Source organism: Streptomyces sp. NPDC030838 (assembly GCF_055572035.1).
The window spans coordinates 364,755-376,896 of sequence record NZ_JBVIED010000001.1 but is presented as its reverse complement, the minus strand read 5'-3'; the positions used below and the strand labels follow the sequence as shown (position 1 = coordinate 376,896).

The 12,142-nt window shown below is 69.0% G+C and carries 10 protein-coding genes; 7 read left to right on the top strand and 3 right to left on the bottom strand.

The features are described 5' to 3' along the window. Positions 1 to 83 precede the first annotated feature (83 nt). Positions 84 to 971, top strand: coding sequence for a LysR family transcriptional regulator (locus ACZ42A_RS01660; protein ID WP_468526107.1), 888 nt, complete (start codon positions 84 to 86; stop codon positions 969 to 971). A 17-nt stretch (positions 972 to 988) separates the two neighbouring features. Here the strand turns inward: ACZ42A_RS01660 and ACZ42A_RS01655 are convergent, their stop codons facing one another. Both ACZ42A_RS01655 and ACZ42A_RS01650 read right to left on the bottom strand, forming a co-directional pair. Further along, the gene (locus tag ACZ42A_RS01655) at positions 989 to 1,867 is read right to left on the bottom strand and encodes a phosphatase PAP2 family protein (protein WP_468525115.1); all 879 of its coding nucleotides are present in this window, start codon (positions 1,865 to 1,867) and stop codon (positions 989 to 991) included. Positions 1,868 to 2,008: 141 nt separating this feature from the next. Beyond that, positions 2,009 to 3,043: a LacI family DNA-binding transcriptional regulator gene (locus ACZ42A_RS01650; RefSeq protein WP_468525114.1), complete on the bottom strand. Its 1,035-nt coding sequence runs from the start codon at positions 3,041 to 3,043 to the stop codon at positions 2,009 to 2,011. 382 nt (positions 3,044 to 3,425) lie between these two features. On the opposite strand from ACZ42A_RS01650, the gene ACZ42A_RS01645 reads away from it, so the two are divergent. The 5 genes from ACZ42A_RS01645 (at position 3,426) to ACZ42A_RS01625 (ending at position 10,047) form a co-directional block, all read left to right on the top strand. Continuing rightward, positions 3,426 to 4,694: an extracellular solute-binding protein gene (locus ACZ42A_RS01645; protein WP_468525113.1), complete on the top strand. Its 1,269-nt coding sequence runs from the start codon at positions 3,426 to 3,428 to the stop codon at positions 4,692 to 4,694. Positions 4,695 to 4,789: 95 nt separating this feature from the next. Further along, positions 4,790 to 5,794 (top strand): carbohydrate ABC transporter permease, encoded by a 1,005-nt coding sequence (locus tag ACZ42A_RS01640; RefSeq protein WP_468525112.1) that lies wholly within the window; start codon positions 4,790 to 4,792, stop codon positions 5,792 to 5,794. Positions 5,795 to 5,807: 13 nt separating this feature from the next. Then, entirely contained in the window at positions 5,808 to 6,716 is a 909-nt protein-coding gene (locus ACZ42A_RS01635) for a sugar ABC transporter permease (protein ID WP_468525111.1), read from the top strand. A 164-nt stretch (positions 6,717 to 6,880) separates the two neighbouring features. Then, positions 6,881 to 8,548 (top strand): glycoside hydrolase family 13 protein, encoded by a 1,668-nt coding sequence (locus tag ACZ42A_RS01630; RefSeq protein WP_468525110.1) that lies wholly within the window; start codon positions 6,881 to 6,883, stop codon positions 8,546 to 8,548. A 119-nt stretch (positions 8,549 to 8,667) separates the two neighbouring features. Continuing rightward, complete coding sequence (locus tag ACZ42A_RS01625; RefSeq protein ID WP_468525109.1) at positions 8,668 to 10,047, top strand: alpha-amylase; 1,380 nt, start codon at positions 8,668 to 8,670, stop codon at positions 10,045 to 10,047. A 4-nt stretch (positions 10,048 to 10,051) separates the two neighbouring features. Here ACZ42A_RS01625 and ACZ42A_RS01620 read toward each other — a convergent pair whose 3' ends face one another. Further along, positions 10,052 to 11,770, bottom strand: a complete 1,719-nt coding sequence (locus ACZ42A_RS01620; protein ID WP_468525108.1) for a carbohydrate-binding module family 20 domain-containing protein — start codon at positions 11,768 to 11,770, stop codon at positions 10,052 to 10,054. Here ACZ42A_RS01620 and ACZ42A_RS01615 point away from each other — a divergent pair. Beyond that, a complete protein-coding gene (locus ACZ42A_RS01615; protein ID WP_468525107.1) occupies positions 11,769 to 11,978 on the top strand; it encodes a hypothetical protein in 210 nt (69 codons plus the stop codon). The genes ACZ42A_RS01620 and ACZ42A_RS01615 overlap by 2 nt on opposite strands. Positions 11,979 to 12,142 lie beyond the last annotated feature (164 nt).

Genomic DNA, 12,142 nt, shown 5'->3' with positions numbered 1-12,142 from the left:
GGTCGTCGTCGTCCGGTTTCAGGACAAGTGAAAAGTTCTGGATGGTCGTTAAGCTCAGCTGTATGACGCTTGATGTGCGACGGATGCAGGTGCTGCTGGCCGTGGTCGGCAGCGGCTCGGTGACCGCGGCGGCGGCCCGGCTCGGGTACACGCCGTCCGCGGTCAGCCAGCAGATCGCGGCGCTGGAGAAGGAGGCCGGCGTGGCGCTGCTGGAGCGGGTGGGGCGCGGGGTGCGGCCGACGGCGGCGGGTGTGCTGCTCACCGAGCACGCCGACGCGATCGCCCGGCAGGTCGCCGAGGCCGAGACCGCGCTCGCCGATCTGCTGGCGGGGCGCACCGGGCGGCTGTCGGTGCGGTACTTCGCGACGGCGGGCGCGGCGCTGGTCGCCCCGGCGGTGGCGCGGCTGCGGACGCTGCATCCGGGGGTGCGGGTCGAGCTACGGCTCGCGGACCCCGGGGATCCGCTGCCGGACGTACGGGAGGGGCGGGCGGATCTGGCCCTCGTGGTCGGGCGGCCCGAGGCGGGCGGCCAGGACGGCGTACGGCTGCTGCATCTGCTGGACGATCCCTACCTCGCCGTGCTGCCCAAGGGGCACCCGCTGGCGGCGCGGCGGAGCGTGGACCTGGCGGAGCTGGCGGAGGAGCCGTGGGTGGGCAGCGAGTGGCCGGGGCCGTGCCTCGACGCCCAGCTCGCGGCCTGCGCGGCGGCCGGGTTCCGGCCCCGGTTCGTCGTCGACAGCGAGGACTACGCCACCGCCCAGGGGTTCGTCGCGGCGGGCCTCGGCGTCACCCTGATCCCCCGCCTCGGCCTCGGCGGCCGCCACCCGGAGGTCGCCGTACGCCGCCTGAAGGCCCCCGGGCAGGCCCGTACGATCCACGCCGCCGTACGCCCGACGGCACCCCCGCAACCGGCCCTGACCGCGTTCGTGGAGGCGCTGCGGGAGGCGGCGCGGGAGGGGGCCGGGGCGTAGCGGCCCGGAGGGCCGGGCTAGGCCTTCGTGGGCAGGAGCGTCCGTCGTGCAGGCGCGTGCACCAGCCGTGGCAGGGCGTGCGGCAGTGCGCCGTACCAGACCCGGGCCACGCCGTATCCGAAGGTGAGGCAGAGGACGCCGCCCACCGCGTCCAGCCAGAAGTGGTTGGCGGTGGCGACGATGACGACGAGGGTGGTCGCCGGGTAGAGCAGGCCCAGGATCCGCACCCACGGGACGGTGGTCAGCGCGAAGAGGGTCAGTCCGCACCACAGGGACCAGCCGATGTGCATCGACGGCATCGCGGCGTACTGGTTGGACATGTTCTTCAGGTCGCCGGACGCCATCGAGCCCCAGGTCTGGTGGACCAGCACGGTGTCGATGAAGCGGCCGCCGTTCATCAGCCGGGGCGGGGCGAGCGGGTACAGGTAGTAGCCGACGAGTGCGACGCCGGTGGTCGCGAACAGCACCAGACGCGTCGCCGCGTAGCGGCCCGGATGGCTGCGGTAGAGCCACACCAGCACACCCAGCGTCACCACGAAGTGCAGTGTCGCGTAGTAGTAGTTCATGCCCACGATCAGCCAAGTCACGGCGTTGGCGGCGTGGTTGACGGCCTGCTCCACGGCTATGCCGAGCTGCTGCTCGGCCTTCCAGATCCAGTCCGCGTTGCGCAGCGCCTCCGCCTTCTGCTCCGGCACGGCGTTGCGGATCAGCGAGTACGTCCAGTAACTCACCGCGATCAGCAGGATCTCGAACCACACCCGGGGACGGCGCGGGGTCCGCAGTCGACCCAACAGGGTCTGTGTCGTCTGCCCCGTTTTGTCCGCGACATCGTCCGCGACGGGTTGCGGAACGGCCTTCTCTTGGCCTTCCAGTGTCGTCACGGTCGTCTCACTCATGAGCACAGAGTCTGCCAGAAAAGCGTTCCCTCACCGATCATCCCCCGGTCGGGTCCCGGTCGCACGTTCTACGCCGGGCGGACACCTGCCCGTACTACGCGCGCACGGCGTCCGGCCCGCGTTCTCCGCCTTACGGACGACTTACGGACGATTCCGGTCCCCAGGGGCCGAAGCGGTCGAACCGCGCACCACCAGCTCCGGCATGAACACGAACTCGCTGTGCGGCGCTGGCGTCCCGCCGATCTCCTCGAGGAGCGTGCGGACCGCGGCCTGGCCCATGGCCGGCACCGGCTTGCGGACGGTGGTCAGCGGTGGGTCGGTGAAGGCGATCAGCGGGGAGTCGTCGAAGCCGACGACGGAGATGTCCTTCGGGACGTCGAGGCCGAGCTGGCGGGCCGCGCGTATCGCGCCCAGCGCCATCATGTCGCTGGCGCACACCACGGCCGTGCAGTTCCGGTCGATCAGCGCGGTGGCGGCGGCCTGGCCGCCCTCCAGGGTGTACAGCGAGTGCTGGATCAGCTCGGTCTCGACCACGTCGGCGGCCAGCCCCAGCTGGTCCTGCATGGCCCGGACGAAGCCCTCGATCTTGCGCTGCACCGGCACGAACCGCTTCGGGCCGAGGGCCAGCCCGATCCGGGTGTGGCCGAGGGAGACCAGATGCGTGACCGCCAGCGTCATCGCCGCCCGGTCGTCGGGGGAGATGAACGGCGCCTGCACCTTCGGCGAGAAGCCGTCGACGAGGACGAACGGCACGCCCTGCGCCCGCAGCTGCTCGTAGCGCTGCATGTCGGCGGTGGTGTCGGCGTGCAGTCCGGAGACGTAGATGATGCCCGCGACCCCGCGGTCCACCAGCATCTCGGTCAGCTCGTCCTCGGTCGAGCCGCCGGGGGTCTGGGTGGCGAGCACCGGGGTGTAGCCCTGCCGGGTCAGCGCCTGTCCGATGACCTGGGCGAGGGCCGGGAATATCGGGTTCTCCAGCTCGGGGGTGATCAGCCCCACCAGGCCGGCGCTGCGCTGCCGCAGCCGCACCGGGCGCTCGTAGCCCAGTACGTCGAGTGCGGCCAGCACCGACTGGCGGGTGGTGGCGGCGACGCCCGGCTTCCCGTTGAGGACGCGGCTGACGGTCGCTTCGCTCACCCCCGCCTGCGCAGCGATGTCCGCAAGCCGTGTGGTCACAGGGTGGGACTGTACCGGCCGGGTCTCACCTTGCCCACCAACCGGACGCCGGGTGCGAGCGTTTGACCGGCGCGCTGCTGGTTGCTGCGACATGGCGTCCCCTCATGAAAACAACGGCAAGACCTTGCAGAGTCTTGCACAACACGGTCCGTGCCCGCTCAACCCCGTAGAACTACGGTCTCACGGCGATCTACGAGAGGTCACGCCCGGATAACTTCGGTGATGCCTTGCACTTTTTTTCTGCAAGGTCTTTCGCAACTATTGCATCGCTGTTACGTTCACGTCGCCCGGCGGCCGCAACGGCGCAGTCGGCAAGTCGGCGGGAGATGGCAGACGGGGCCGCCTCCTGCACCACACGGGCTTTCACCCTCAAGGAGAACTCATGCGGCGTGGCATAGCGGCCACCGCGCTGGTGGCGTCCCTCGCCCTCGCGGCGACGGCCTGCGGCGGAGACGACAGCAGCGACAGCTCGGACGGGCCGGTCACCATCACCTGGTGGGACACCTCCAACGCGACGAACGAGGCGCCGACGTACCAGGCCCTGGTCAAGGAGTTCGAGGCCGCCAACAAGGACATCAAGGTCAAGTACGTCAACGTCCCGTTCGACCAGGCGCAGAACAAGTTCGACACGGCCGCCGGCTCCAAGGGCGCCCCGGACGTGCTGCGCTCCGAGGTCGGCTGGACCCCGGCGTTCGCCAAGAAGGGCTTCTTCCTGCCGCTGGACGGCACCGAGGCCCTCGCCGAGCAGGACAAGTTCAAGCCCAACCTGATCGAGCAGGCCAAGTACGAGGGCAAGACCTACGGTGTCCCCTTCACCACGGACACCCTCGCCCTGGTCTACAACAAGGAGCTGTTCGAGAAGGCCGGCGTCGAGGCCCCCAAGACCTGGGACGACCTGAAGAAGGCCGCCGCCACGATCAAGCAGAAGACCGGCGTCGACGGCTACTGGGGCTCCACCCAGGCCTACTACGCCCAGTCCTTCCTCTACGGCGAGGGCGCCGACACCGTCGACGTCGACGCCAAGAAGATCACGGTCACCTCGCCCGCCGCCAAGAAGGGCTACGCGACCTGGGAGTCCCTGTTCGACGGCAAGGGCCTGCACAAGGCCGACACCACCGCCGACGCCTACGCCCACATCCAGGAGGCGTTCGTCAGCGGCAAGGTCGCCTCGATCATCCAGGGCCCGTGGGAGATCACGAACTTCTACAAGGGTTCCGCCTTCAAGGACAAGAACAACCTCGGCATCGCCACCGTCCCGGCCGGCTCCACCGGCAAGGCGGGCGCCCCGACCGGCGGCCACAACCTGTCCGTCTACGCCGGCTCCGACGAGGCGCACCAGAAGGCCGCGCTGAAGTTCGTGAACTTCATGACCTCGGCGCACGCCCAGGAGACCATCGCCCTGAAGAACAACACGCTGCCGACGCGCGACGACGCCTACACCGCCGAGGTCAAGGCCGACCCGGGCATCGCCGGCTACCAGACGGTGCTCGCCGCCGCCCAGCCGCGCCCGGCGCTGCCCGAGTACAGCTCGCTGTGGGGCCCGCTCGACGACGAACTGCTGAAGATCGCCGGCGGCAAGGTGTCCCTGGACGAGGGTCTGGGCAACGCTGAGACCGCGATCGCCAAGCTGGTCCCGGACTTCAGCAAGTAAGCCCGCGTGGCCGCCGGATCCTCCAGATCAGAGGGGGAAGGATCCGGCGGCCATCGGCCTGTGAGCCGTAACGGAACTTCCAGAAGGTGTCGAACATGACAGTCGCCATCGACCGCGCGACCGGCAAGCGGAGCGGTGACCGCGGTCCCCGGCCCGGGCTGGGCCGGCGTCTCAAGAACAGCTACCAGAAGTACTGGTACGCCTACGCGATGATCGCCCCGGTGATCGTCGTGCTCGGCGCCCTCGTGCTGTACCCCCTGGCCTACGGCTTCTACCTGACGCTCACCGACGCCGACAGCCTGAACACGGCCCGCACCATCGGCGTCAACGAGATCGAGGCCACCTACAAGTTCATCGGCATCGACAACTACGCCGACATCCTGTGGGGCGAGACCGCCTACGACCGCTTCTGGTCGCACTTCATCTGGACGATCGTGTGGACGGCCGCCTGTGTGGCCCTGCACTACACCATCGGTCTCGGCCTCGCTCTGCTGCTCAACCAGAAGCTGCGCGGCCGCACCTTCTACCGGCTGATCCTGGTCCTGCCGTGGGCCGTGCCGACCTTCGTGACCGTCTTCGGCTGGCGCTTCATGCTCGCCGACACCGGCCTGATCAACTCCGCCCTCGACTTCCTGCACCTGCCGACCCCGGCGTGGCTGGAGGACACCTTCTGGCAGCGGTTCGCCGCGATCATGGTCAACACCTGGTGCGGTGTGCCGTTCATGATGGTCTCGCTGCTCGGCGGCCTGCAGTCGATCGACAGCACGCTGTACGAGGCCTCCGAGATGGACGGCGCGAGCGCCTGGCAGCAGTTCCGCTACGTCACCCTGCCGGGCCTGCGCACGGTCAGCTCCACCGTGATCCTGCTCGGCGTCATCTGGACCTTCAACCAGTTCGCGATCATCTTCCTGCTGTTCGGCAACACCGCCCCGGACGCGCAGATCCTGGTCACCTGGGCGTACCAGCTCGGCTTCGGACAGCAGCCGCGCGAGTTCGCCGAGTCGGCCGCCTACGGCATCCTGCTGCTGGGCATCCTGATCGTCTTCACCTCCTTCTACCGCCGCTGGCTGAACCGCAATGAGCAGCAGCTCGCGATCTGAGGCAGGAGTCCCCATGAGCACCACGACCGTCACCAAGTCCGCCGCCGCGGACCAGGCCGCTCCCGCCCCCGCGCCCCGCAAGGCGCGCCGGCGCGGCGAGCGCAGCCTCGCCGGGACTCTCGCCTCCCACGGCCTGCTCACCGTCGCGAGCCTGATCGCGCTGTTCCCGATCGCCTGGCTGGTCTTCCTGTCCCTCGGCCCGGACAAGGACGACTATCTGCACCCCGGGCGCATCTGGTCGACGATGACCCTGGACAACTACACCTTCGTGCTCCAGGAGACGAACTTCTTCGACTGGCTGAAGAGCTCGCTGATCGTCTCGCTCGGCACCACCGTCATCGGTGTGATGATCGCGGCCACCACGGGCTACGCGGTCTCCCGCATGCGCTTCCCCGGCTACCGGAAGTTCATGTGGGTGCTGCTGGTCACCCAGATGTTCCCGATCGCCGTGCTGATCGTGCCGATGTACCAGATCCTGTCGGAGCTGCAGCTCATCGACACCTACCTCGGCCTGATCCTCGTCTACTGCTCCACCGCGGTCCCGTACTGCGCCTGGCTGCTCAAGGGCTACTTCGACACCATCCCCTTCGAGATCGACGAGGCCGGCCGCGTCGACGGACTCTCCCCGTTCGGCACCTTCCTGCGGCTGATCCTGCCGCTCGCCCGCCCGGGTCTGGCGGTCGCCGCCTTCTACAGCTTCATCACCGCCTTCGGCGAGGTCGCCTTCGCCACCACGTTCCTGCTGGACGACGAGAAGTACACCTTCGCCGTCGGCCTGCAGAGCTTCGTCAGCGAGCACGACGCCCAGCGCAACCTGATGGCCGCGACCGCGGTGCTCATCGCGATACCGGTGTCCGCGTTCTTCTACCTCGTGCAGAAGAACCTGGTGACCGGACTCACCGCGGGCGGCACGAAGGGCTGACGCCCGGTCCCTCTCAGACTCCCGCGCCCTGTCCGCGCGGGTGGCGGCCCGGCCGCGGTGTCCATCCGACCCCGCTGTCGCCGTGGCCGGGCCGCCTCGTCACCCACCCCTGCCGCCGTACCCACGCCTCCATGACCTCGAATCGGTTACAGATCAAGGACGCCATGAGCCAGCACACTGCCGACCCGGCACCGAACTCCGCCGTCGCCACCGTCGCCAAGCACCGCGACTGGTGGCGGGACGCGGTGATCTACCAGGTCTATCCGCGCAGCTTCGCCGACAGCAACGGCGACGGCATGGGCGACCTGGAAGGCGTACGCTCCCGCCTCCCGTATCTGCGCGACCTCGGCGTGGACGCCGTGTGGCTCAGCCCCTTCTACGCCTCCCCGCAGGCCGACGCCGGCTACGACGTCGCCGACTACCGGGCCGTCGACCCCATGTTCGGCAACCTCCTGGACGCCGACGCGCTGATCCGCGACGCCCACCAGCTGGGCCTGCGCATCATCGTCGACCTGGTGCCCAACCACTCCTCCGACCAGCACGAGTGGTTCAAGCGCGCCGTCGCGGAGGGCCCCGGCTCCCCGCTCCGGGAGCGCTACCACTTCCGCCCCGGCAAGGGCGAGAACGGCGAACTGCCGCCCAACGACTGGGAGTCCATCTTCGGCGGCCCGGCGTGGACGCGCATGCCGGACGGCGAGTGGTACCTGCACCTCTTCGCCCCCGAGCAGCCCGACTTCAACTGGGACCACCCGGCGGTCGGCGACGAGTTCCGCTCGATCCTGCGCTTCTGGCTCGACATGGGCGTCGACGGCTTCCGCATCGACGTCGCCCACGGCCTGGTGAAGGCCGAGGGCCTGCCCGACCTGGGCTCCCACGATCAGCTGAAGCTGCTGGGCAACGATGTCATGCCGTTCTTCGACCAGGACGGCGTGCACGCGATCTACCGCCAGTGGCGCCTCATCCTCGACGAGTACGCCGGTGAGCGCATCTTCGTCGCGGAGGCCTGGACCCCGACCGTCGAGCGCACCGCCAACTACGTCCGCCCCGACGAGCTGCACCAGGCGTTCAACTTCCAGTACCTGGGCACCGAGTGGGACGCGAAAGAGCTGCGCACGGTCATCGACCGCACCCTGGAGGCCATGCGCCCGGTGGGCGCCCCCGCCACCTGGGTCCTCTCCAACCACGACGTCACCCGGCACGCCACCCGCTTCGCCAACCCGCCCGGCCTCGGCACCCAGATCCGCACCGCCGGCGACCGCGAGCTGGGCCTGAAGCGGGCCCGCGCGGCCACGCTGCTGATGCTGGCGCTGCCCGGATCGGCCTACATCTACCAGGGCGAGGAGCTGGGCCTGCCGGACGTCGTCGACCTGCCCGACGAGGTGCGCCAGGACCCGGCGTACTTCCGCGGCGCGGGCCAGGACGGCTTCCGCGACGGCTGCCGGGTGCCGATCCCGTGGACCCGCACGGGATCCTCGTACGGCTTCGGCAGCGGCGGCAGCTGGCTGCCCCAGCCGCAGGAGTGGGCCGAGCTGAGCGTGGAGGCGCAGACCGGTGTGCCCGGCTCGACGCTGGAGCTGTACCGCTCGGCGCTGGCCGTCCGCCGGGAACAGTCCGACCTCGGTGCGGGGGACTCCGTGGAGTGGCTGAAGGCGCCCGAGGGCGTGCTGGCCTTCCGGCGCGGGGAGTTCGTCTGCGTCGCCAACACCGGCGGCGAGTCGGCGACGACCCCGGCGTACGGGCGGCTGCTGCTCGCCAGCGGTGAGGTGCTGGAGGGCGACGGAGAGGTGAAGGTGCCCGCCGACACCACGGTGTGGTTCAGCACGGCTCGGTAACTTCTTGCAGTAACTTCACACGGCCCGCTGCCCTTTCGGCCAGCGGGCCTTTAACATCTGGCCACCGCAAGGTTTCTGAAAGATTTCAGCAAGGCCCTTCAACGGTGAAGGAACCCCACATGGCCAGCATCAGAACCCTCTCGGGCGCGGCCCTCGCGCTCGCCGCCGGGGCGGCGCTCCTCACGCCCGCCCCGGCCCAAGCCGCCCCGCCCGGCACCAAGGACGTCACCGCCGTCCTCTTCGAGTGGAACTTCGCCTCGGTGGCGAAGGAGTGCACCACCCGCCTCGGCCCCGCCGGCTACGGCTACGTGCAGGTCTCCCCGCCTGCCGAGCACATACAGGGGTCCCAGTGGTGGACCTCGTACCAGCCGGTCAGCTACAAGATCGCCGGACGGCTCGGCGACCGCACGGCCTTCAAGAACATGGTCGACACCTGCCACGCGGCCGGAGTGAAGGTCGTCGTCGACACCGTCATCAACCACATGGCCGCCGGAAACGGCACCGGCACCGGCGGCTCGTCGTACACGAAGTACAACTACCCCGGGCTCTACTCCTCGTACGACTTCGACGACTGCACCGCCCAGATCAGCAACTACGCCGACCGCTGGCACGTCCAGCACTGCGAGCTGGTCGGCCTCGCCGACCTGGACACCGGCGAGAACTACGTGCGCGGCGCGATCGCCGGCTACATGAACGACCTGCTGTCGCTGGGCGTGGACGGCTTCCGTATCGACGCGGCCAAGCACATGGACGCCGCCGACCTGGCGAACATCAAGTCCCGCCTGACGAACCCGTCCGTCTACTGGAAGCAGGAGGTCATCTACGGCAGCGGAGAGGCCGTCCAGCCCACCGAGTACACCGGCAACGGCGACGTCCAGGAGTTCCGCTACGCCTACGACCTCAAGCGGGTCTTCAACAACGAGAACCTCGCCTACCTCAAGAACTACGGGGAGGGCTGGGGCTATCTGAACGGCTCCGGCGCCGGCGTCTTCGTCGACAACCACGACACCGAGCGCAACGGCTCCACCCTCAGCTACAAGGACAACGCGAACTACACCCTCGCCAACGTCTTCATGCTGGCCTGGCCCTACGGCGCGCCCGACATCAACTCCGGGTACGAGTTCACCGACCACGACGCGGGCCCGCCGAACGGCGGCCGGGTGGACGCCTGCTGGCAGAGCGGCTGGAAGTGCCAGCACGCCTGGCCGGAGATCCAGCGCATGGTCGCCTTCCGCAACGCCACCCGCGGCGAGGCGGTCACCAACTGGTGGGACAACGGGGCCGACGCGATCGCCTTCGGGCGGGGGAGCAAGGGATACGTGGCCATCAACCACGAGGCCTCCTCGCTGACCCGGACCTACCAGACCTCGCTGCCCGCGGGCTCGTACTGCAACGTGCAGAACAACACGACGGTGACGGTGAACTCCAGTGGTCAGTTCACCGCCACCCTGGGCTCGAACACCGCGCTGGCGATCTACGCGGGCAAGTCGAGCTGCTGAGCCGTCACTTCCAGGTGTCGGCGGTCGTGTAGCCGCTCGCCGCGCCCGTGGTGTACGAGCGGTTCGCGCCCGACTCCCACGTCACGTTCCCGGAGCCGTCCTTCTTGATGAACTTGTACTCGAAGGACGTGCTCCGGGGCACGATGGCGAGCCTGCTCCACGTCGGGTACGCGGCCGAGGACAGCGGGATGGCGTCGGCCGGGTTCCAGGAGCCGAGGGAGGGCAGGGAGCCGACGACGTAGACGTTGGTGCCCCAGTCGGTGGTGGCGTTCACCTTGAAGGTGACGTCGGTGGCGTTGGCGGTGGCCACGTTCCAGGACGTGTTCAGGGTGAGCGCCGAGGCGGCCGTGGTCGCGGCGCGGTTGGCGTTCGACTCCCAGGTCACGTTGCCGGCCGCGTCCTTCTTGAGGTACTTGAACTCGAAGGACGTGTTCACCGGCACGCTCACCTCGCCCGACCGGAACGGGTAGCCGACGGAGGACAGCTTCACCGCCTTCGCCGGGTCCCAGGAGCCGAGCGCCGGGATCGAGCCGACGACGTAGACGTCCTGGTCACCGGTGGCGTAGTGGTTGAAGGTCGCGGTGACCGTCGTTCCGTCCTCGTCCTCCTCCTCGCAGGTCGTGCAGGGCGTGAACGCACCGTCGTAGAAGGCGACCGCGCCCTTCGCCGGGACGGTGAGGGTGGCGTTGCCGCCGGAGACGGTGACGGTCGAGCTGCCGTCGGTGACGTTGGTGTAGGTGCCGTCGGCCAGACCGGTCGCGAAGGTGTACGTCGCCGCCGACGAGCCGTTGTTCAGCGCGACGAAGCCCTTGCCGCCCCGGCCGAAGCCGATGACCTGGGACGACTTGGTGGACCAGTTGGTCACCGCCTCCGAGCCGACCGCGTTGTGCCACTTCACCATGCCGGTGATGGCGGTGTCCCGGTGCAGGCAGGACCAGCCGGCGGAGCAGTTCGTGTCCGTGACGAAGCCGCCGGAGTTCGGCGGGGCCTGGTCGGAGAAGGAGAACTCGAAGCCGGAGTAGACGGTCGGGGTGGACCACTTGTAGGCGAGCTGGAAGATGTTGGCGAGCTTGTAGGTGTCGCCGTCCTTGTAGCTCAGGTGGAGACCGTTGCGTTCGGTGTCGTGGTTGGTCACGAAGGACACCGAGTCCGCGGGGGTGAGGACCCCGGAGGAGGGCAGCGACTCCAGGTCGGACAGGTTGCCCTGGACGGCCGACTTGACCCGGCTCGCGTAGGTGAAGTCCAGGACGTCGCCGGAGGCGTAGTAGTCGCTCGCGGCCGGGGTGGCGCCGGGGTAGACCTCCTGGAAGATGTACGGCTCCGCACCCGAGGTCGTGTTGTCCAGTTTCGCCCAGATCGCGTTGAGGTCGGCGACCGGCATGTGCTTGGCGGCGTCGATGCGGAAGCCGTCCACGCCGAGGGCGAGCTGCTTGTTGAGGTAGGCGGCGATCCGGGAGCGGACGCCGTCCTCCTCGGTCTCCAGGTCGGGCAGGCCGAGCAGTTCGCAGTTCTGGATCTCGGTGAGGTTCGACCAGTCGTCGATGATCAGGTCGGGGTCGTTGCACTCGGCGGAGGTGTGGTAGTCGCCGGGGTCCCAGTCCGGGGTGTCGTACTTGTTGCCGATCGTCGTGCCGTTGTAGCCGGTGCCGGTCTGCGCGGCGGTGTGGTTGATCACCGCGTCGGTGTAGACCTTCACGCCCGCGTTGTGGCAGGCGTCGATCATGTTCGCGAACTCGGCCGCGGTGCCGAAGCGGCCGGGCGATGACGTCGCCGGAGGCGGTCGCGTCGGCCTGGGCGGGGGCGGCGGGCAGGGCCACGAGGCCGGTCAGGGCGAGGGTGCCGGCGGCCAGGGCGCGGCGGAGGACACCGGGATGGCGGTGTCTGGTCATGTGCGGCTCCGGGGGGATGGGTTCGGTTTCAACAACCGGTGACAGTGCGGCAGTTGAGAAGGGCACGTCAAGAAGGTGGTTGAAAGTTCTTGCTGTGAGTTGCAAGACCCTTGCTGTAAAGCTTTCGTTGGCGATACGGTCACGCGGGCGCCCGGCATCGGAGCCGAGCCGCGGCGCAGGGGTCGACCCGTTTGAGCCGTACTCGC

What these genes read in the sequence shown, in the direction of transcription:
- ACZ42A_RS01660 (WP_468526107.1), top strand. Translation starts at nt 84, where the DNA reads ATGCAGGTGCTGCTGGCCGTGGTCGGCAGCGGCTCGGTGACCGCGGCG.
- ACZ42A_RS01655 (WP_468525115.1), bottom strand. Translation starts at nt 1,867, where the DNA reads ATGAGTGAGACGACCGTGACGACACTGGAAGGCCAAGAGAAGGCCGTT.
- ACZ42A_RS01645 (WP_468525113.1), top strand. Translation starts at nt 3,426, where the DNA reads ATGCGGCGTGGCATAGCGGCCACCGCGCTGGTGGCGTCCCTCGCCCTC.
- ACZ42A_RS01640 (WP_468525112.1), top strand. Translation starts at nt 4,790, where the DNA reads ATGACAGTCGCCATCGACCGCGCGACCGGCAAGCGGAGCGGTGACCGC.
- ACZ42A_RS01635 (WP_468525111.1), top strand. Translation starts at nt 5,808, where the DNA reads ATGAGCACCACGACCGTCACCAAGTCCGCCGCCGCGGACCAGGCCGCT.
- ACZ42A_RS01630 (WP_468525110.1), top strand. Translation starts at nt 6,881, where the DNA reads ATGAGCCAGCACACTGCCGACCCGGCACCGAACTCCGCCGTCGCCACC.
- ACZ42A_RS01625 (WP_468525109.1), top strand. Translation starts at nt 8,668, where the DNA reads ATGGCCAGCATCAGAACCCTCTCGGGCGCGGCCCTCGCGCTCGCCGCC.
- ACZ42A_RS01615 (WP_468525107.1), top strand. Translation starts at nt 11,769, where the DNA reads ATGTTCGCGAACTCGGCCGCGGTGCCGAAGCGGCCGGGCGATGACGTC.
- ACZ42A_RS01620 (WP_468525108.1), bottom strand. Translation starts at nt 11,770, where the DNA reads ATGATCGACGCCTGCCACAACGCGGGCGTGAAGGTCTACACCGACGCG.